Below are 19144 nucleotides of genomic sequence, written 5' to 3'. Positions count from 1 at the left end.
GAACATGCACTGAAGGTGGTCGGTCACGAGACATATAAAATGAGGCATGGCTACAATCAGGAACCTGGCCGTAGGGCTACCGATTCGCAACGGTCACCTTCTCGCGGAAGAAGGAAAGGACACCGTCAAAGACAGCGCGTACTTGCGCGCAATCGGAGGTGGAATCGAATTCGGAGAGACTGCCGAAGTTGCACTGCGGCGTGAATTTCGAGAAGAACTCGGCATGCAGCTTGGTAATGTCTGGCTACTCGGCGTGGTCGAGAACATCTATGTGCATCAAGGCTTGCCAGGGCACCAAATAGCCCATGTGTTCGCCGTAGAATCTAGTGACATCGACTCGATTGCCCTCGACGCACAACTTCACATATTAGATGAGGGTAGCCCGGTCCGTTGGATCAATATCGAACAGCTAAACCGTCCGCTGTACCCGGAGGGAGCTAGCGATCTGTTGCAAAGATGGCTAGCGTCTCCTATGAAATCGTGATGCATTATCTGGCCCCAATTTTTCCGTCCCGCAGAGGGTTCCCCTTGCGGGCGGCGGCAGTGCTGAGGACTACGGGCAAATGTGCTGAGGACTTCGGAAACTGACATCATGGGTTGACGCTCTAGTGTCCTGCAGGAGGTTCCCTATATGGATCTTCGAGGGTTGTCCGTCACCAAGTGGGGCATTCAAGATTTGACGTTGTTCTTACGCAAATTCGAGGCGTCCGTGACCCAAGTCGATGAAAACATGTCTATAAAGGCTTTACTTTCTGCGCCAAACAGGCTTCGGCAGTACAGATGGCTTGTCGGGTTGATGCGAGTTGGTCTTCAGGGCTTTTCAGTTCTTGGCGCAGGACCAATGCAGATTCGAAACTTTGTAGAGCATCGGCGAACTGTCCTTGGTCGAAGTGCAGCTTGCCTAAATGCTGCCACGCGAAGGCTGCCAATGAACGCGCAGCGACGGGGTTCATTTCAGAATTATCGATCTCAGACTGTGCAGATTCCAGCGCCGCTGTGAATAGCCGATCGGCCTGGCTGTATCTCTTCTGCCAGTGCAGGACGTGAGCCAGTCGTAAAGCACCGGCTACGGCTTGGAATGGAAGTGGTGTGACGATTTGCCGGTTATCTGTCACTCCGCCCGATTTTACTAATGTGATCCAACCCAGTTCTTCAGCTTCTTGCAGCCTTCCGAGCATCCGAAGCCATGAGATGCGTTCCGCGTCGCCTGGCTCACCAATATTTTCAAGTTCTTCAATCCGGGATTCTACTGCGGCTTCGTTGCTCACGACTTCGCGCAGGGAGACAGGATCTATGATGTAGCGAGCTTTTCGAGATTCCTCGGTGGGAGAATTTTGTGACATGGCTAGAAGCTTAGCCGCAGTCAGAGGTACTGGTTTGAGGGTCCGGCCTCATGCCCCGTAGAGGGTTCCCCTTGCGGGCGGCAGTGCTGTGGACTATGGACAGAAATGCTGAGGACTTCGGAAACTGACAGGATCGGCGGTTTTTCAATGTTCTTGTTTTCCCGAAACTGCTTCCCGAAATAGATTCTTCCCAGAAAGTTTTTTTATCGTTTATGGGAACACTCATTGAGTGCCGGCTAATTGGCGGGAGCTGTTTCCACTTCTGCTTGGTCTATCCAGCGGGCTAGCAGGCTGAATGCTGCGAGCTGTTCGAGGGCTAGCTGCTGTTGCCCGCCATGGTTTTCCTGCGGTTTGTGCATGCCTGGGTTGCGGATGCCCGCATAGAGCCCTTCGGCGAATGCACGCGCGCCCTGGTGCAGGTTCGCATATGTGTCCCCACCGTCATTTTTGGCGAGTCGAAGTCTTGGCGCGCCTGGCTTGGCCGGGTTGGTGCTGAATGCGTCGTTGAAGAGCTTTCGCTCCGAAAGATCCATGCGTCCAAGCTTCTGCTGTGCTTCGTGATTGATAGTTTTAGCTGCCTCCATCACAGCCTCGTGGTAGTGCCCGCTATTCCACAAAGATTTGCTTCGTTCCCAGGCCCAAGGATGCAAATTTGAGGCATCCATGTCTGGTGCATCAGTTCCCAGGTGTTTACTGAGTTCTTCGCCTCGCTGAATAAGTACTTGTGAGCCACAACGATAAGTGGCCTGTTTTTCACAGTGCTTAGTGGCGGTGTTTTCTGGCCTTGGCTGTTGCATCTTCGGGCCGATGGATCAAGCACCCACATTGACTGCTGTCGCTCGGTGCGCGGCGTCTGATTAGTGAACAGGGGTGCTGATCGCTACGGCCCGCTTGGCGGCAGGGAGTGATTCCTCGGCGGTTGCGGAACCGCCGCACTGCCGAAGTTCGCGCAGTGGTCCTGCCGGACTCCATGGGTGGTCTCGGGGAGAGCTATCGCTGGATGGCTGGGGCTAGGCCAGGGAGAGGAAGAGTTTTTCCATGTCGGCACGGTCGGCTGTGGGGTCCTCGCTTTTCAGGCACTGCTCGAGCCCGGTGGCGATAATGGAGAACCCGGCACGGTCTATGGCCTTGGAGGCGGCGGAAAGCTGGGTGACCACCGCGCGGCAGTCGCCGCCTTCCTCCAGCATGCGGATCACGGCGTTAAGCTGGCCCTGGGCGCGCTTGAGCCTGTTGATGGCCGGTTTCATGGTGTCCGCTTCAAGTTCCATGGTGGGTCCCTTCAAGGTGTTGATTTCTTCAATGGTATACCCCCGGGGGTTTCCTTAGCGTATCAATGGCAGTGATTCTCGATACCCCCATGGGTATATGCCATACTCGAATACAGAGGGGGCGGCCAAGCCTCCATCAACAACCCCAGACGCAAGGAGTCACCATATGTGCCGTGCGACCAAATGCCGTAAGTGTCAGAAAACCACCTGGGCCGGATGTGGCCAGCATGTCAAGCAGGTCATGGCCCACGTGCCGCGGAGCGAGCGCTGCTCCTGCGATCCAAATGCCCCGAAGGAGTCCAGCAAGAAAGGCGGCTTCTTCGCGCGCCTCTTGGGCCGCTAGGCCCAGCCTCGCATGCGCCTGCGGCGATCGGCACCATTCCCGATGGTGTCGATCGCCGCTTTTTTGTGCATCCGTGAACGACTTGACGTATACCCCAGGGGGTATTATTGTTGCCTGTGAACCTGATACCCCCAGGGGTATGAAGGGTAAACTGACCAACCACAAGGAGAACCAATGCTTCTCGAACGAATCTATGACGAGGACCTGGCACAGGCCAGCTACTTCATCGGCTGCCAGGCCAAGGGCGAGGCCCTCGTGGTGGACGCCCGGCGCGACATCCAGGTGTACCGGGACCTTGCCGCAAAAAACGGCATGAAGATCACCGCCGTCACCGAGACCCACATCCACGCCGACTACCTCTCCGGCACCCGGGAGCTGGCCGCCGCCACCGACGCGGAGATTTACGTTTCGGGCGAGGGCGGGCCGGACTGGCAATACGAATTCGAAGCCGAACGCCTCTTTGACCAGTCCACCATCACGCTGGGAAACATCACCGTCACCGCCCTGCACACCCCGGGGCACACCCCCGAACACCTCTCCTTCCTGGTCACCGACGGCGCCTTCAGTGACAAGCCGGGCTTCCTGCTCTCGGGCGACTTCGTCTTCTCCGGGGACCTGGGCCGCCCGGACCTGCTCGACGAGGCCGCCGGCGGTACCGACACCCGTTTCGCCGGGGCCCACGACCTCTTCGTCTCGCTGAAGAACAAGTTCCTGACCCTGCCTGACTACGTCCAGGTCTACCCGGGCCACGGCGCCGGCAGCGCTTGCGGCAAGGCCTTGGGCGCCATCCCGTCCTCCACCGTCGGGTATGAGCGCAACTTCGCGTGGTGGGGTCCCTACCTAGAGGCAAACGACGAGGCTGGATTCGTCGAGGCCCTGCTTGACGGGCAGCCCGACGCCCACGCCTACTTCGGCCGCATGAAGCGCGAAAACCGCCAGGGTCCGGCCGTCCTGGGCGAACGCGCACCGCTGGCCCAGCTGGCCATCGAGGACGTTGCCACCGCCCTGGCCGCGAACGAAATCGGCATTGTCGACACCCGCCACCACACCGAGGTCCACGAGGGAACCGTCGCAGGGGCACTGAACATTCCCGCCGGCACCAAGGCGGCAAGCTACGGTGCCTGGGCCGTGGACCCGGAAACGGACCAGCGACCGCTGGTGCTCTTGGCTCCCAACAGCGAAACGGCCACCGAGATGTGGGACCACCTCATCCGCGTGGGCATCGACCGCGTCGCCGGATACATCACTTCCCTGGACGGCCTGCCGGTCTACGTGCCCCGCACGATCTCCCCGGCCGACCTGGCAGGGTTCGATGCGGCCATGGTCTTGGATGTGCGCAACAAGACCGAGCACACTGCCGGACACGTGCCCGGCTCCGAACAGCTCAACGCCGGACGGGTGCTCTGGAACACCGACAAGCTTCCGTCCGACGGCGTGATCGTGAGCTTCTGCCAGTCCGGGGTGCGCAACTCCGTGGCCGCCTCCGCCCTGCGCCGGGCCGGGTTCGACGTCGTTGAACTCGAGGGCAGCTACGCCGGATGGGCCGACTGGAAGCAAATGCAGAACGCCTAGGTTCTCCACTGCCCATCCCTCAACAATAAATTCTACGTATTCCCGGTCCCGCATCCCCCTTTCCGGATGCGGGACCGGCCGGGCGCCATGCCCGGCAGAAAGGCCCACACCCCCATGAACACCATCCCCCAGGCCACCAGCCCCGAAGAGCTCAAGGACTGGATCGATACCGGCACCGACGTCGTGGTGCTGGACGTGCGTTCCGCCGCCGAATTCGAATCCCTGCATATCAAGGGCTCCTACAACGTCCCCCTCCCGTTGCTGGCAGAACACACCGAGGAACTCGCCTCGAAACTCGACACCAAGGTGGTGCTGGTCTGCCAATCCGGCGTGCGCGCCACCGAAGCCAAGACACACCTCGCGGCAGTCGGATTCGGCAACGCCCATGTCCTGTCCGGCGGCGTCCCCGCTTACAAGCAGGCCGGTGGCGGGACCGTCGAGGGTTCCAAGCGCTGGGACCTGGAACGCCAGGTGCGCATGGCCGCCGGTTCCCTCGTGGTGGCCGGGCTGGTGGGTGGGAAGTTCCTCTCCCCGCAGCTGCGCACCGTCGCCGGTGCCATCGGCGCGGGCCTGACCTTCTCCGCGGCCACCAACACCTGCGCCATGGGCAAGGCCCTGGCCAAGATGCCGTGGAACAAGACCGGCAACGAACCGACCCGTGCATCGGTCCTCGCCCAGCTTCCGCCCAAGAAGTCCTAGCGCACACCCGGTTGGCCCGCCGCCAACCGGATTCCTCCCGGTTTCCGGGCCCGGGTCGCGTTGATCCGGGCCCGGAAAGCACCCACATACCGCTTGAACACGCCCCCGAAGGAGCAGACCATGCCCGAAATCACCATCACCGACACCGACCAGCGACGTGCCACGGACCAGGTCCTTGACGTCCGCGAAGACTTCGAAGTCGCCGAGGGAATGATCCCCGGCGCCATCCACATCCACATGGGAGAGCTCAACACCCGCCTGGGGGAGATCGACCGGACCCGCCCCGTCATCGTCATCTGCCGCAGCGGCAACCGCAGCGCCCGCGTCGCCGACGCCCTCACCGGCGCCGGATTCACCGCCGACACCATGGCCGGCGGCATGACCGCCTGGCAACGTGCCGGCCTGCCCGTCACCTAAAGCCATACCCCGGCGCCAACCCCACCCGCGTCCCCTGCCCTTCCTTCCCAGACAAGGCCCCCTCCATGACCCTCACCCTCGCACTCACCCTCCTGCTCTCGGTGCTGATCGGGATCTCCCTCGGCCTGCTCGGCGGGGGCGGGTCCATCCTCACCGTCCCGATCCTCACCTACGTCGCCGGCATGAACCCCAAGGAAGCCATCGCCGCCTCGCTCTTCGTCGTCGGCGCGACCTCCGCCGTCAGCGCCGTGACCCACGCCCGCAAGAAACGTGTGCAATGGCGCACCGGACTCGTCTTCGGCGCCGCCGGCATGGCAGGGGCCTTCGGCGGCGGCCTCCTGGGGGGCCATATTCCCGGAACGATCCTCATGATCGCCTTCGCCCTCATGATGGTCGCCACCTCCCTGGCCATGATCCGCGGCCGTAAGAACCCCGCAGGCGCACCCCACCAGGGGGATCTGCCGGTGCCCAAGGTCATCATCGAGGGCCTGGTCGTCGGCTTGGTCACCGGGCTCGTCGGTGCCGGCGGCGGCTTCCTCGTCGTTCCGGCACTCGCCCTGCTTGGCGGCCTGTCCATGCCCGTCGCCGTCGGCACCTCGCTGGTGGTTATCGCCATGAAGTCCTTCGCCGGACTCGGCGGCTACCTCACCACCGTCACCCTGGACTGGACACTTGTCGGCGGAGTCACAGCCGCCGCGATCCTCGGCTCCTTCCTCGGCGCACGCCTGGCCGGACGCATCCCCGAAGCGGCCCTGCGCAAGGGCTTTGGCTTCTTCGTCCTGGCCATGGGCGTCTTCGTCCTCGTCCAGGAACTACCCTCCCCCGCCAACCTCATCCTGGGCCTCGCGGCCACCGCAATCGCCGCGGCCGCGGCCCTGTGCTGGTTTGCCATCCCCGCATGCCCCCTGCGACGCAAGTCCCTGGGTTCACCCGCCACCACCACGGCAACCGAAGCCCGCTAGCCCCGGCTCCCCTCCGTGTTGCCCCTCCAGCCTCGGCACTCCAGGAGTCCGCGCATGAAACCGTCCACCACCAAGATCCTCCCTGTCCTGGGTTTGCGCGCCAACGCGGCCCAGTTCGCGTTGCTTGTCGCGGTCAACGCACTCGTCGGCGGGATGGTCGGGCAACAGCAAACCGTCCTTCCGCTGCTGGCCCACGCGGAGTTCGGCCTGAGCGGATACACGTTCCTCTTCGCCTACGTGGCGGCCTTCGGGATCGCCAAGGCGACCTCCAACTGGTTCGCCGGGACCCTCTCGGACCGCTACGGACGCACCCCCGTGCTGCTGGCCGGGTGGCTCTTCGCCATCCCGGTGCCGCTCATGCTCATTTTCGCCCCGGACTGGAGCTGGGTCGTCGCCGCGAACGTTCTGCTGGGCATCAACCAAGGCCTGACCTGGTCGACCACCGTCATCATGAAGATCGATCTGGTAGGCCCGGCCCAGCGCGGCCTGGCCATGGGACTGAACGAGGCCGCGGGCTACGGTGCCGTGGCCGCCACGTCCCTGCTGGCCGGATACCTCGCCGAACAGTACGGGCTGCGTCCGGCGCCCTTCCTCTTGGGAATCGCCTACACCGCCTTGGCACTGCTGCTGTCGGGCCTTTTCGTCCGGGAGACCCACCCACATGCCCTCCTGGATGCCGGAAACATGGCTGCCCGGGGCGCCTCCGCCCGGCATGGCCTGGACGCCAACCTAGCCAACGGCCAAATCTTTTCCCTGACCAGCTTCCGGGAACCGGCCTTGTCCTCGGCGAGCCTGGCCGGCCTGGTGAACAACCTGAACTTCGGACTCTCCTGGGGCCTGTTCCCCCTCCTGTTCGCCACCGCGGATCTCAGCATGGGCCAGATCGGCCTGCTTTTCGCCCTGTATCCCGGGGTCTGGGGCATAGGCCAAATGGCGACCGGTGCTCTCTCGGACCGGATCGGACGCAAACACCTCATCACCACCGGCATGTTGGTCCAGGCCGGAGCCCTTGCGATCATCGCGCTCGGGGACGGCTTTGGTGCCTGGGCCTCGGGAACCGTATTGCTCGGCGCGGGAACCGCCATGGTCTACCCCACGCTGCTGGCCTCCGTGGGCGACGTCGCCCATCCCGCTTGGAGGGGACGCGCGGTGGGCGTCTACCGGGTCTGGCGCGACCTCGGATATGCCGTCGGTGCCATCATTGGCGGGATCGTCGCCGACCTGTTCGGGCTCAACGCCGGCGTCTGGATGGCCGCGGCACTCAGTGCAGCCGCAGGGCTGATCGTCGCGATCCGCATGTATGAAACGCACCCACCGCATCCCCGGCCGACCCCTGGGGGCAATGCCCTGGCAACACTTCCGCGCGACCACACCAACCCGTAGCATGGCCACAGAACCGAGGTCCCATGCCGTGGCGGAGCACGCAGTCGCGCTCGGCACGCCTCCACACCACGACCCGAGGAGAACCGCCATGACCTACACCCACGCCATCACCGTCCCGCTGTCATGGCAAGACGCCGTCGAACGGACACGCGGCGCCCTGGCAGAACAGGGTTTCGGTGTCCTGACGGAAATCGATGTGAAGGCGACCTTCACCCAAAAGCTGGGCCAGGAGGCCGGGGTCTCCGTGGGGGACTACATCATCCTCGGGGCCTGCAACCCGCAACTGGCCCAACGCGGCATCACCGCCGAACCGCAGCTGGGCGCACTGCTCCCGTGCAACGTCGTCGTACGTCGCGCTCCCGCCGCCACGGAAACCACCATCGAGGCCATCGACCCGCAAACCATGGTCAAGCTCAGCCAGAGCGACGCGACACGCGAGGTCGCCAACGAAGCCGACGCCAGGCTTCAGGCGGCATTGAAGGAAATCTCCGGAACAGTAGGTACCTAGGTTCTCACCTCATTGGCACAGGTCGCTCGCACGATTCCCACATCGCTAACGGGCACCGATTCCTGCGCGGAGCTCCATGCGGAGCCAGGTACCTCAGGAATCGGCCCATGAACCGTCCGGTTCCGGACAGTGTTAAGGGCACCAAACGCGCCGACCACCACCCGCCAAGTCAGCAAAGAGTGATGGGCGTTGCAGCCACGGACAACAGTTATTGAGCGGATAAGCCGGGAAACCACCGTCTTGAAAACCTAAAGATTATTGAGACACTCTCCTCAGCCCGGCCATGCCGTCTCAATATTCCGTAACGGCAAGGAGTCCAACCGTCTTATAAAGTCGTCCCAACGTAAAACGTCTTACCTGCTTGCCGTGCAGGGGTTTTTGAGCCACACTGGGGCAGGTGAGACATTTGGGATACACGCGCGTGAGCACTTCGAGCCAAGACGCGGCCTTGCAGCTCGATGCCCTGGTTGCTTTAGGGGTGCAGAAGCGCGACGTGTTCGCCGACGTGACTTCCGGCAGCCGCAGCGCGATCGATCGGCCCGGGATGAAGAAGCTGCTGGACTATGCCGAAGCCGGCGACACCGTCGTGGTGTGGCGGGTTGACCGGCTGGGTCGCTCCCTGATCGATGTCTTGAATACCGTGAACCTTTTGCGGGAGCGCGGGATTAATGTCCGCTCCATTTCCGATGGCATCGACCCGGCCACATCGACCGGTCGGATGATGCTGAACATGCTTGCTTCGTTGGCCGAATACGAGCGCGAATTGATCGTTGAACGAGTCAACGCCGGCATTGCCGCCGCCCGGCAATCCGGAACCCGTTTCGGCCGGCCGGTCTCGGACCCGGCGGTGATTGCCGACAAGCTCGCGATCGCCAAAGATGCCCGCACCAGGGGACGCACCGCCGAAGACGCAGCACGCCTGGTTGGCTGGAGCCGCGCAACGTTCTACCGCCACTTGGGCCAAGAGCCCGCATCTTCCAAGAGTCTGTGATCGGCCATGTCCCTGCGAAGCGAAACGCGCAGGGACGTACCGCTGGGGCAAGACCAGATTGGCAACAGTACCGAGAAAGCAGGAACTCCTCGTGACTACCTGGCTAAGGCAACAGCACGTTGGGAAATACTGCGGCAACACGTCGAAGACGGAGTGCCGTTGACGGTTCTGGCAGGGGAACACCATATCGGCCTGAGGACACTGCAGCGATGGCACCAGAGCTTCAAGCTCCACGGGAAGCCTGGTCTGGAACCGGTGGCACCGGGCAAACGCGGACGCCGGATGCCCAGCGAATTCGTGAACCTGGTCGAAGGCCTCGCCTTAGCTAAACCGCCCAGGACTACGGCAGCCATCCACGAACAAGTCAACAAGGTAGCGCTCCACCAAGGATGGGCACCGGTTTCCTACTCCACCGTCCGCTCGATCGTCGGCGCGATAGATCCGGGGATGATGACGCTGGCGCAGCAAGGTACGGCGGTGTACCGCGATAAATATGAATTGGTCTGGCGCCGCCGCGCCGAACGTCCGAACGCGGTGTGGCAGGCCGATCATACCGAGCTCGACATCCTGGTTTTTGACGCTGGCCACCAGCCGGTCCGACCGTGGCTCACCACGATCATGGATGATTACTCGCGAGCCCTCTGCGGGTACATGCTCTTCACCGGTGCTCCCTCATCCTTGAATACGGCATTGGCGTTGCGTGAGGCGATCTGGCCCAAAAAGACAGCAGATTGGCCGATGTACGGAATCCCTGATGTGCTCTATGTAGACCACGGAACCGATTTCACGAGCCACCACTTGGCGCAGGCCGCCAGAGACCTGCACTTCGAAATCATTTTCTCCGCTGTGGCCCGGCCGCAGGGCAGGGGAAAGATTGAACGATTCTTCGGCACCCTCAACACCGAACTCTTAGCCCGGCTGCCCGGCTACTTGCACAATGTGCGCAACCCCAAGCCGGGGCTGTCCATCGGTGAACTGGACATGGCGCTGGGTGAGTTCATTGGGCAGAACTACCACCAGCGCGAGCACCAAGAGATCAAGGAAACGCCTCAAACAGCGTGGCAGGGCAACGGTTGGTTACCGCGTCTGCCTGAAACCATCGATGAACTGAACCTGCTGCTGCTCACGGTCGCCAAGCCACGGATCGTCCACCGCGATGGCGTGCATTTCCAAGGGCTACGCTACATTTCCCCGTTGCTGGCTGCCTACGTCGGAGAATCCGTCATTCTCCGCTATGACCCGCGGGACGTTGCCGAGATCCAGGTCTTTCACCGTGGCCAGCACATCTGCAAAGCCGTGGATCCCGCGCATGAACGAGCCACAGTGACGTTCAAGGACATCCAGAAAGCACGCTCCGCACGCAAGCGTCAATTGCGCGGACAAATCAAAGAACGAATCGCCACCGTCGCAGAATTTCTACCGGCCGGGCAACCAACCACGGAGGCACCCCAGCCTGATCCGGCGGTCCACCGAACCAAGAAAACGAAGCTGCGCACTTACGCGGAGGACGAGTAATGGGACCAACAACTTTTATCGCAACGAAGGAGCACCGCCGCTTCACTGAGTTCGCCAATGCGGTGCGTCGGCAGCGGACTATCGGGGTCTGCTATGGACAAGCTGGAATTGGCAAAACCCTATCGGCTAAACGTTATGCCAACTGGAGCCCGAAAGCCGAGGCGTTAATAGAGGAATGGGGCCGACGGGAGGACAGTGACCTCCAGATCTACAAGGATCTGGCCAAAACGCGGACCGTCTTCTTCACCCCAGGGGTTCTGACGACGCCTAAGCAAATCAAGGATGAACTCTCTCTGGTCACCACCCGGACCTCGATCTGTATCCATCAACATCTCGATACTTTAGGTGCCACGACGGGCCCGATGAATCAAGACAAGCATGTTGAGCTGATCATCGTCGACGAGTCGGAGCGACTCAACGCCACTGCCTTAGAAGTGCTACGAGATAGGTATGACAGGAACAATATCGCGCTGATGCTGATTGGGATGCCTGGCATCGAAAAGCAGTTCAGTCGATACCCTCAGCTCTATAGCCGTGTTGGTTTTGCTCACGAGTACCGTCCGCTTGCTCAGGATGAACTGCATTTCGTTCTGCAACGAAAGTGGCGTGCCCTCGGAAAAACTCTGGACTTGGAGGACTTCACCGATACGCAAGCTGTCGCGGCGATCGCCCGTATCACGCGCGGTAATTTCCGGCTGATCGATCGACTCTTCACACAAATGCAGCGAGTCATGAAAATCAATGAGCTGGACACGATTACCGATGATGTTGTTGAAGCTGCGCGATCCACGCTAGTGATCGGAATCAGTTGAACCGCCAATATTAGGTGCGCAGAAACCGCCAAACGAAGTTAACAATCACATATTCCACGCAGATAGTCCTATTCATCAAAGGTATTGAAGGCTTGGACTCTGATTATCGGCTGTTCCAGCAACATAAGTCCGGCGCCGAGTGCTACTGCCAGACCGACAAATAACGCTAGAATCTCCTCAGCCCACACGTTAAGGATTTCGCCGAGCTCGTTCAGTGGCGGGAAAATGCCGTTATCCCTGATGCTCTCTTCTCATAGTGACCGGCTGAACCACTGCTCAGGAAGGGCAATATGAGCAGCAGCGAGGAGAGAATCAAGAGAGCATGAATCAAATTCGAACTGCGGCTGCGAAGTACCACGGTACGGCTCTATGCATTGTTGTCACCTCAATGTCGAAATGTGTTAGTTGTCTTCTTTTGCAGTTTTCCCTAGTCCCGTTGTTTCGCGGTGAGTGTGCTTCGTGCACGCATGAAAATGCTCCCTCAAAAGTGTCGACTTTTTACAGTCCAATTTTCGGGGAGCAGTTCATTTCACAGTCCAACTATCGGGGAGCATTCCACTTATAGGAGTGGATTGCACCATCTACTGATGCACAGTTCGTGCACGCGTGTATTGATTCTTACTTGAGCAGACTATTCACGAGCTGAATAGGGGTGGACTCTTCGAGGAAGAAGTACAAGTAGATTTTCAAAAGTAGGCTATCCATTTCCTCTGAAGAGATAAGACGGGCTTCGGGGGCACGAAGCGAAACCACTATGGAAGCGACATTCATGATGGCTTTATTATGCTCACCTCTGGAAAGGTTCTTGTTTCTGAAAGATTCCAGATACAGAAGAGCCAGATGGCGCAATACGTCTACATCTGCTTTGCTGTTAGTCGCAATCGTTGAATTCGTGGCACGATTCATTGCGTCAATTGCCACGTCAACTTCAGGTAACGGCAAGCACTGCTGATTCAGTTTGAGAAGAGCATGTTCTGTGAATATTGGGTCTTGATGGCCATTCGCAGAATAGTCAACCTCACTCCGCTCTCCTGGGAAATTATCCACCACAGTTGTATCGCCTCCAGCCTGAAGCGCCTGTTGCGATGTAGCCTTTGCCAGCGATGGTTACACGTCCTTGTGACACTGTATTGAATTCAGCAACATAGCCGGTTTTGCACGTGTAATCAGTTTCAACTTCGTTGTGGAACTCTGTTTCACTGGCGACAATGGTTCCGCTACCTGGAGCTCCGGCTTTCTTTTTATGGATATCTAATTCGATTCTGTGCGAAAAGGCTTGGTCGCAGCGGTTGTGCGCCCATCCGGACACATGGCTGTAGTTGCTGCTGTTCGGGGTATGGTACTCACCTGTTACTAACTTGCACCCACCAGGCAAAGCAAATGTTGTTGCTGCTTTATTCGAAGATGCTTCAGGCACATACTCGGTAGAGCTCACACTAAGAATGACTCCTCCTCCATCCTGCTCTACTCGTTCTGCAAGCAATTCCAAAGCCTGCTTCTCATCTTGGTTCAATCTGTCCACATCAACGTAGGAAACATCTACCTTGACGTTGCTGGCGTCAATCCCAAAATGCGAAATCGGCTCTACTGAGTCGGAGGGGCTATTCGTTGCTGCAATAGCTGGGGTCACCATCAAGGAAGACGCCAATAGAGCTATTGCGGCGATGGAGCCAAAGGTTTTAGATTTCAAGAGATGAAACCTTTCTTGTGTTGGAACGCTGTCTGGTCGTCGAGAGACGGTGAGGTCATCTTGGATATGAACTCAATTTTAATAGTAAAGGCAAATGTGTAAATCGTCATCTAGGTTATGACTTTTTCGGCTCTTCAGGGTTCCGGGTGTAATCGCGATCTAAAACCACCGCTATTGACTCACCCTGAAAAACTGATCAATTTCCAACCTGACGAATGAGTTCGTCCAACCTGTCATCGCGATCCTGCAAGGCTTGTTGATCATCTAGAGAACGCGTCACGATCTTCTCTTCTCCCCCGCGAAACAGCGTCGTATCGCCGACTTCGAGCCAAGCTGCATGCTCCCCCTTTCCATGGTATTTGCCTTCACAGGAGCACGTGCAGTCATTGCCTTCAGCTGTCTGACATCTCGTATCGCACTGCTCGGCCGTGCTGTAGTGCATCTCGATCAATACGAGTCCATCGCGGATAGCGACTGCTTCAGCAACGTCCGTTAGATGTTGACGTGCGATCGCCCAATACCCTTTCCAGCCCGGTTCCCCAGGAGGGGCCCCAACCCATGTCGGTCGGATGGCAGCGCCAGTTGCCGTTCTAAACAGTTCCCTGTTCGTCGGCTGTCCAGTTCGGGGAGCGCGCAAACCCCTTACCTGAATCCGACCCCTAAGTGGGCGAATAATTGTCGCAGTCATAAAGGCATATTACAGACCCACCTACTGCTCTAGCCACCGATTCCAGAAGGTGTCCGCCCCTTAGTCCAGATATTTGATTTGCGCATCCTACACTCAAAATATTTAAATATCACTTCTAGTTTAAAAATCTAAATATACATATTGTGGACTTGTCACTGCATCTCAAAAGGGAAGGTAAGACAATGATCGGATTGAAGAAACGCCTCACAGGAGCCGCATTAGCGCTGGGCATTATTGCTTCGGGCGCAATCGTAGCGGCGCCTGCCGCACAAGCTGCCACCTGCGGCTATTACGCAAGCGGGGGATACAGCTACTACAACCACTGCGGTTCAGGCAATGCCTACATCCAGATTGACCAGGTTGTAGGAAACTACGAGCAGTGCGTCGGTCCAGGCACAACTCTGCTGCGGAAACAGGACGGTGGAATCTACTCAATCACCAACGCCTTCTATCTTCGCTCTTGCTAATTGTCATAGAGTGAGTAGAGAGAATCTCTACCCAATAGACAAGTAAGGTCGTTGCCAGTGCTAAAGCAGAAATACTTAATTCAGTATCTTCTCCCGCTGGCAATGACCTTACTTTTTCTGTGTCTGGCGTTATCTCGCGTGACCTACATGCCCGTAGATTTTTTTGTCTACTACGACGCGGCGCGGCAGGCTTTCACTACCGAGAATATCTACGCTCACAATATTTTCAGCGGACAGTTGCCAGATGAGGGGTTGCCGTTCGTCTACACCCCTTTCACCCTTTTACTCATCCAGCCTTTCGCTTGGCTCCCACCAATGCTGGCCTGGGTGGCCTGGACCTTCGTCATGCTTTGCGGACTCGCTTGGGCGCTGAGATTCCTCGCCCGCTCTATCAGCCAGGATCCCTCATCCAAGTTTGTTATCGCCCTGTTTCTCCTGCTGAGCGGAACGACAGTGATCGCTCAGCATCTTGCTTTCGGACAGATCAATATCCTGCTAGCTGTTGCCTGCCTCTATGATCTAGCGGCTAACAAGACACAGCGGATTTCTTGGCTCCCACGTGGCTTATTGACGGGCATTGCAGCAGGAATCAAGCTCACTCCGGCATTCTTTCTGTTTTATCTTTTGATCACTCGCCAGTTCCGAGCAGCAATGTGGATGTGTGCAGGAGGTCTGGGAACCCTGGCCATCGGCGCTGTACTCTTCCCCGTAAATACATGGCATTATCTGAGCGTGGAGATCCTGTCGCTAAGCGACAAAGTAGATCTGGGCAGCAACTTCGCAACGAGCGGGAACAATTCCATTTCCGGCGCTCTCGCATACTTTTGGCCGGATGCACCCCTAGCAGTCAAAGCCTTCTTCATCTTAGGCGTAGCCACGACAGCTCTGGCCCTTGCTTACCGCTTACACAAAGCACAGCGAACACTCGATGCAGTTCTTATAGCCGGTGCAAGCATCCAATTGCTCTCACCGGTTAGCTGGATACACCATTGGGTGTTCCTGGTGTTTATTGTCCTGCGTCTCTCCCTGAACGCCCGCACCCGGCGCTGGGGATTAACAGGACTGCTCTTTCTTCTTATGCAACCAACCGACCTCGGAGATTGGATGCTCACGTCGCTACCTGAGAATATTATTCTCACTGCGATTGGTACAGCCCTCCGCGAAGGTTTGCTCCTGCTGACGCTGGCTTTGGGAGTCGTTCTCGCTCTGCGGACTAGTTCGTTCGAAATCTCAGAAACAGGTACTTCTAATCCTGCACGACTACCCGAGGGCCAAAACAGCAAGCGATAGTCTTAGAGCGGATCAACCAGCTCAAAAACCATCGCTTGTGGGTTGATGTTTGTGCTGTAGAGATCTCGCAGAACAATAAAGCAGGAGCGAATGCATGATTTTTGATTCGGTAGTCAGCGCAGGAGAGCTACGGCGCTGAGGGCGGTCGGAAGCAATTAGGCAATGGTGGAACACTCGCCAGAGCCGCTGTACGCGATTCTAAGCCTAGAAATTCTCCGTATAGCGAGGTGTGCGCGTTCCGAGCCGTTGCAGCGGCACAAAGAGCTTGTACCGGTCTGAGCGATACAGCGAGACCGAATAGTCGGCAAGCCGCTCGCCAATGTAGGCATATCGGGTGATCTGCAGAAGTGGGAAGCCAGGTTCAACACCGAGCAGTAGCGCTTGCGCGCTGCTTGCGGCGGTGCTTTCAACCTGGTCTTCGCCCCACTCCAGCAAGATCCCGTAGCGCTCGTGGAGCGCCTGATAGAGCTTGGATGGCGGCGGTCCGTCGGTGAAGCCTGGCACCAGGTCCGCGGGCATGTAGTTCTCATCCAGGCTCATGGGGGTGCCGTCCGCAAGCAGCAGACGCTTGAAGCGGATCACCGCCGTGCCCTCGTCAACCATGAGCTGCGCGCTGAGGTAGGCCGAGGCCTTGAGTTCGTCGAACTCCAGCACGCGTGCGTCGGGCACCATGCCGCGGCGCATCATATCTTCGGAGTACGAGTGCAGCCGTACGCGGAGATCCATTTTTTCCGGGACCACGAAGGTGCCGATGCCGACCACGCGTTTGAGTACCTGCTCATCGACCAAGGCATCAATTGCCTGGCGGATGGTCTTTCGCGCCACGCCAAAGTGAGCGGCCAGCTCACGCTCGGGTGGAAGCTTATAACCTGGCTTGCAGGCCTCCCGGGCATGCGTCTTCAGAATGTCACGGATCTGGCGATACTTGCTCGTCTTGCTCTGTGCATCGAGTGTGGCGGTAACGGCTGGCGTCGGCGAGTAACGCACGAGGATCTCCTTTGACAAGGCGGTGCTGCTTAAAATACTAACGGGGTGACAAGTAAAAACTTGTCACCCCGTTAAGAGAACTACTTAGTGGGCGTGATCGCCGCGGCTGTATTCGTAAACCCAGCCAACAAGTGCGACTACCGATAGGCCTGCTCCAATGTAGAAGACCCACCATCCAACGGCCAAGCCGAGGAAGCCAATTGCTGCGGCACCGGCAAGTACCAGTGGCCACCAGCTCCATGGCGAGAACAGACCGAGGTCTCCGGCGTTCTCGTGGATTTCGCCATCAATGCGGTCCTCTGGACGAGCACCAACACGCTTGGCGGTGAAGAACAGGTAACCGCCGACCATGGCCGACAAACCGGTGAGCATGAGCAGAGCCAGCAGGCCTACCCATTCGTTCCAGTTGGTCATGTAGCCATAGACAATTGCCACTGGGGTGAAGAAGAAGATTCCACCCAGGAAAAGCCAGGATTCAACTTTCATCTTTACAGGTCCTTCTGGTCAGCCGGTCCGAAGATCTTTGCGGCACCAGCAGTAGGAGTGGAACGACCACTCAGTTCTGGGTGGTGCAGATCCAGCGCAGGGCGCTCGGAGCGGATTCGTGGGATCGAGTGGAAGTTGTGACGTGGTGGAGGGCAAGAGGTTGCCCACTCCAGCGATGCGCCGAAGCCCCATGGATCGTCAACTTCAACCTTCTTGCCATTGCGGTGAGTGACCCACACATTCCAGAAGAACGGAATCATCGACATGCCCAGGATGAAGGCGAACACGGTCGAAACCTGGTTCATGGCGGTGAAGCCATCTTCTGGCATGTAGTCAGCGTAACGACGTGGCATACCCATAACGCCCAGCCAGTGCTGGATCAGGAAGGTGCCGTGGAAGCCGATGAACAGCAGCCAGAAGTGGATCTTGCCAAGGCGCTCGTTGAGCATCTTGCCGGTCCACTTTGGCCACCAGAAGTAGAAGCCGGCGAACATTGCGAACACCACGGTGCCGAAGACCACGTAGTGGAAGTGTGCCACCACGAAGTAGGTATCCGAAACGTGGAAGTCCAGCGATGGAGCGGAAAGGATGATACCGGTCAGTCCACCGAACAAGAAGGTGATCAGGAAGCCGATGCTCCACAGCATTGGAGTTTCGAAGGTAATCGAACCTCGCCACAGGGTGCCGATCCAGTTGAAGAACTTCACGCCGGTCGGCACCGCGATCAGCATCGTCATGAAGCCGAAGAACGGCAGCATCACGGAACCGGTCACGTACATGTGGTGAGCCCAAACGGAGACCGAAAGATCTGCAATGGAGATGGTCGCGAAAACCAGGCCCTTGTAGCCGAAGATCGGCTTGCGGCTGAAGACCGGGAAGATCTCCGAAACGATACCGAAGAACGGCAACGCAATAATGTAAACCTCTGGGTGACCGAAGAACCAGAACAGGTGCTGCCAGAGAACGGCTCCACCATTATCCGGGTCGAAGATATGTGCCCCGAAGCGGCGATCTGCACCCAAGGCGAACAGCGCAGCTGCCAGCGGTGGGAAGGCCATCAGGACCAAGATCGAGGTGATCAAGGTATTCCACGCGAAGATCGACATGCGCCACATGGTCATGCCAGGAGCACGCAAGCAGATGATGGTGGTGATGAAGTTGACGGCGCCAAGGATGGTACCGAAGCCCGACAGTGCAAGGCCGAAGACCCAAAGGTCTCCACCGATGCCTGGCGAGAAGGTGGTGTTCGACAATGGTGCGTAAGCGAACCAACCGAAGCTAGCGGCACCCTGAGGGGTGAGGTAGCCAGCCAGGGCGATAGTCGAGCCCAAGGAGAAGAACCAGAAGGCCAATGCGTTCAGACGTGGGAAGGCCACATCCGGGGAACCGATCTGCAGTGGCATCATCACGTTGGCAAAACCTGCGAAGAGCGGGGTTGCGAACATCAGAAGCATGACGGTGCCGTGCATGGTGAACAGCTGGTTGTACTGTTCCTTGGTCTGCAGGATCTGCATACCTGGCTCGAACAGTTCCGCACGAATCAGCAGCGCCATGACGCCACCGATGCAGAACATGATGAACGAGGTGATCAGGTACATGTACCCGATCTTCTTGTGGTCGGTCGAAGTAATGTAGTCGACAAAGAGTCGACCCTTTGACTTCGGCACGACGGATGGGGCAATCGACTTGACGTCGTCGGTAGCATACTCAAACGTAGTCATAG

Annotated in this window: 21 protein-coding genes; 12 read left to right on the top strand and 9 right to left on the bottom strand. The window is 58.5% G+C overall.

Annotated features, from left to right (window positions below):
• The first annotated feature begins 46 nt into the window (after positions 1-46).
• Positions 47-484, top strand: a complete 438-nt coding sequence (locus tag ACT3TP_RS01900; RefSeq protein WP_444618999.1) for an NUDIX hydrolase — start codon at positions 47-49, stop codon at positions 482-484.
• Positions 485-734: 250 nt separating this feature from the next.
• On the opposite strand, the gene ACT3TP_RS01895 is transcribed toward ACT3TP_RS01900, so the two are convergent.
• The 3 genes from ACT3TP_RS01895 to ACT3TP_RS01885 form a co-directional block, all read right to left on the bottom strand.
• Positions 735-1343, bottom strand: coding sequence for a tetratricopeptide repeat protein (locus tag ACT3TP_RS01895; protein WP_013350240.1), 609 nt, complete (start codon positions 1341-1343; stop codon positions 735-737).
• Between the two features lie 236 nt (positions 1344-1579).
• Positions 1580-2140, bottom strand: a complete 561-nt coding sequence (locus tag ACT3TP_RS01890) for a TIGR02391 family protein (protein WP_096287252.1) — start codon at positions 2138-2140, stop codon at positions 1580-1582.
• A 213-nt stretch (positions 2141-2353) separates the two neighbouring features.
• A complete protein-coding gene (locus tag ACT3TP_RS01885) occupies positions 2354-2611 on the bottom strand; it encodes a metal-sensitive transcriptional regulator (protein ID WP_022876876.1) in 258 nt (85 codons plus the stop codon).
• Between the two features lie 517 nt (positions 2612-3128).
• On the opposite strand from ACT3TP_RS01885, the gene ACT3TP_RS01880 reads away from it, so the two are divergent.
• The 9 genes from ACT3TP_RS01880 (at position 3129) to ACT3TP_RS01840 (ending at position 11813) form a co-directional block, all read left to right on the top strand.
• Positions 3129-4526, top strand: coding sequence for an MBL fold metallo-hydrolase (locus ACT3TP_RS01880; RefSeq protein WP_022876878.1), 1398 nt, complete (start codon positions 3129-3131; stop codon positions 4524-4526).
• Between the two features lie 114 nt (positions 4527-4640).
• Positions 4641-5225, top strand: a complete 585-nt coding sequence (locus ACT3TP_RS01875; RefSeq protein ID WP_022876879.1) for a rhodanese-like domain-containing protein — start codon at positions 4641-4643, stop codon at positions 5223-5225.
• Between the two features lie 120 nt (positions 5226-5345).
• Positions 5346-5642 (top strand): rhodanese-like domain-containing protein, encoded by a 297-nt coding sequence (locus ACT3TP_RS01870; RefSeq protein ID WP_096287258.1) that lies wholly within the window; start codon positions 5346-5348, stop codon positions 5640-5642.
• A 65-nt stretch (positions 5643-5707) separates the two neighbouring features.
• Positions 5708-6604, top strand: coding sequence for a sulfite exporter TauE/SafE family protein (locus ACT3TP_RS01865; RefSeq protein ID WP_096287260.1), 897 nt, complete (start codon positions 5708-5710; stop codon positions 6602-6604).
• 54 nt (positions 6605-6658) lie between these two features.
• Positions 6659-7987, top strand: coding sequence for an MFS transporter (locus tag ACT3TP_RS01860; protein WP_096287262.1), 1329 nt, complete (start codon positions 6659-6661; stop codon positions 7985-7987).
• A gap of 88 nt (positions 7988-8075) precedes the next feature.
• The gene (locus tag ACT3TP_RS01855; protein WP_022876883.1) at positions 8076-8495 is read left to right on the top strand and encodes a DUF302 domain-containing protein; all 420 of its coding nucleotides are present in this window, start codon (positions 8076-8078) and stop codon (positions 8493-8495) included.
• A gap of 397 nt (positions 8496-8892) precedes the next feature.
• Positions 8893-9486, top strand: a complete 594-nt coding sequence (locus ACT3TP_RS01850; protein ID WP_096287264.1) for a recombinase family protein — start codon at positions 8893-8895, stop codon at positions 9484-9486.
• Positions 9487-9492: 6 nt separating this feature from the next.
• Complete coding sequence (locus ACT3TP_RS01845; protein WP_444618992.1) at positions 9493-11001, top strand: Mu transposase C-terminal domain-containing protein; 1509 nt, start codon at positions 9493-9495, stop codon at positions 10999-11001.
• Entirely contained in the window at positions 11001-11813 is an 813-nt protein-coding gene (locus ACT3TP_RS01840) for an AAA family ATPase (RefSeq protein WP_105553695.1), read from the top strand. Before ACT3TP_RS01845 ends, ACT3TP_RS01840 begins: the two co-directional genes overlap by 1 nt.
• 618 nt (positions 11814-12431) lie before the next feature.
• On the opposite strand, the gene ACT3TP_RS01835 is transcribed toward ACT3TP_RS01840, so the two are convergent.
• The 3 genes from ACT3TP_RS01835 to ACT3TP_RS01825 form a co-directional block, all read right to left on the bottom strand.
• Positions 12432-12860, bottom strand: coding sequence for a hypothetical protein (locus ACT3TP_RS01835; protein WP_128471010.1), 429 nt, complete (start codon positions 12858-12860; stop codon positions 12432-12434).
• Positions 12853-13503, bottom strand: coding sequence for a hypothetical protein (locus ACT3TP_RS01830; protein WP_444618990.1), 651 nt, complete (start codon positions 13501-13503; stop codon positions 12853-12855). Before ACT3TP_RS01830 ends, ACT3TP_RS01835 begins: the two co-directional genes overlap by 8 nt.
• A gap of 196 nt (positions 13504-13699) precedes the next feature.
• Positions 13700-13954 (bottom strand): hypothetical protein, encoded by a 255-nt coding sequence (locus ACT3TP_RS01825; protein ID WP_444618988.1) that lies wholly within the window; start codon positions 13952-13954, stop codon positions 13700-13702.
• 419 nt (positions 13955-14373) lie between these two features.
• On the opposite strand from ACT3TP_RS01825, the gene ACT3TP_RS01820 reads away from it, so the two are divergent.
• A complete protein-coding gene (locus ACT3TP_RS01820; RefSeq protein ID WP_096288825.1) occupies positions 14374-14658 on the top strand; it encodes a DUF6355 family natural product biosynthesis protein in 285 nt (94 codons plus the stop codon).
• 57 nt (positions 14659-14715) lie between these two features.
• Positions 14716-15948 carry a glycosyltransferase 87 family protein gene (locus ACT3TP_RS01815; RefSeq protein ID WP_444618986.1) on the top strand — a complete coding sequence of 411 codons (1233 nt, stop codon included), beginning with the start codon at positions 14716-14718 and terminating at the stop codon, positions 15946-15948.
• 204 nt (positions 15949-16152) lie between these two features.
• Here ACT3TP_RS01815 and ACT3TP_RS01810 read toward each other — a convergent pair whose 3' ends face one another.
• The 3 genes from ACT3TP_RS01810 to ctaD all read right to left on the bottom strand — a co-directional run bounded on the left by ACT3TP_RS01810 (position 16153) and on the right by ctaD (position 19142).
• Positions 16153-16935 (bottom strand): GntR family transcriptional regulator, encoded by a 783-nt coding sequence (locus ACT3TP_RS01810; RefSeq protein ID WP_096284686.1) that lies wholly within the window; start codon positions 16933-16935, stop codon positions 16153-16155.
• Positions 16936-17019: 84 nt separating this feature from the next.
• Entirely contained in the window at positions 17020-17421 is a 402-nt protein-coding gene (locus tag ACT3TP_RS01805; protein ID WP_105552125.1) for a cytochrome c oxidase subunit 4, read from the bottom strand.
• A gap of 2 nt (positions 17422-17423) precedes the next feature.
• Positions 17424-19142: an aa3-type cytochrome oxidase subunit I gene (ctaD, locus tag ACT3TP_RS01800; RefSeq protein WP_444618983.1), complete on the bottom strand. Its 1719-nt coding sequence runs from the start codon at positions 19140-19142 to the stop codon at positions 17424-17426.
• Between the last annotated feature and the right edge of the window lie 2 nt (positions 19143-19144).

The sequence above is a fragment of the Glutamicibacter sp. AOP38-B1-38 genome (assembly GCF_052377485.1).
Lineage (GTDB): Bacteria > Actinomycetota > Actinomycetes > Actinomycetales > Micrococcaceae > Glutamicibacter.
Note: the sequence above shows the minus strand (reverse complement) of the source record. Positions and strands in the feature narration are given on the sequence as shown.

Coding starts and splice junctions, on each gene's coding strand:
- ACT3TP_RS01845 (WP_444618992.1), top strand. CDS start 9,493: ATGTCCCTGCGAAGCGAAACGCGCAGGGACGTACCGCTGGGGCAAGAC.
- ACT3TP_RS01860 (WP_096287262.1), top strand. CDS start 6,659: ATGAAACCGTCCACCACCAAGATCCTCCCTGTCCTGGGTTTGCGCGCC.
- ACT3TP_RS01890 (WP_096287252.1), bottom strand. CDS start 2,140: ATGCAACAGCCAAGGCCAGAAAACACCGCCACTAAGCACTGTGAAAAA.
- ACT3TP_RS01840 (WP_105553695.1), top strand. CDS start 11,001: ATGGGACCAACAACTTTTATCGCAACGAAGGAGCACCGCCGCTTCACT.
- ACT3TP_RS01875 (WP_022876879.1), top strand. CDS start 4,641: ATGAACACCATCCCCCAGGCCACCAGCCCCGAAGAGCTCAAGGACTGG.
- ACT3TP_RS01855 (WP_022876883.1), top strand. CDS start 8,076: ATGACCTACACCCACGCCATCACCGTCCCGCTGTCATGGCAAGACGCC.
- ACT3TP_RS01900 (WP_444618999.1), top strand. CDS start 47: ATGGCTACAATCAGGAACCTGGCCGTAGGGCTACCGATTCGCAACGGT.
- ACT3TP_RS01885 (WP_022876876.1), bottom strand. CDS start 2,611: ATGGAACTTGAAGCGGACACCATGAAACCGGCCATCAACAGGCTCAAG.
- ACT3TP_RS01880 (WP_022876878.1), top strand. CDS start 3,129: ATGCTTCTCGAACGAATCTATGACGAGGACCTGGCACAGGCCAGCTAC.
- ctaD (WP_444618983.1), bottom strand. CDS start 19,142: ATGACTACGTTTGAGTATGCTACCGACGACGTCAAGTCGATTGCCCCA.
- ACT3TP_RS01865 (WP_096287260.1), top strand. CDS start 5,708: ATGACCCTCACCCTCGCACTCACCCTCCTGCTCTCGGTGCTGATCGGG.
- ACT3TP_RS01805 (WP_105552125.1), bottom strand. CDS start 17,421: ATGAAAGTTGAATCCTGGCTTTTCCTGGGTGGAATCTTCTTCTTCACC.
- ACT3TP_RS01870 (WP_096287258.1), top strand. CDS start 5,346: ATGCCCGAAATCACCATCACCGACACCGACCAGCGACGTGCCACGGAC.
- ACT3TP_RS01895 (WP_013350240.1), bottom strand. CDS start 1,343: ATGTCACAAAATTCTCCCACCGAGGAATCTCGAAAAGCTCGCTACATC.
- ACT3TP_RS01820 (WP_096288825.1), top strand. CDS start 14,374: ATGATCGGATTGAAGAAACGCCTCACAGGAGCCGCATTAGCGCTGGGC.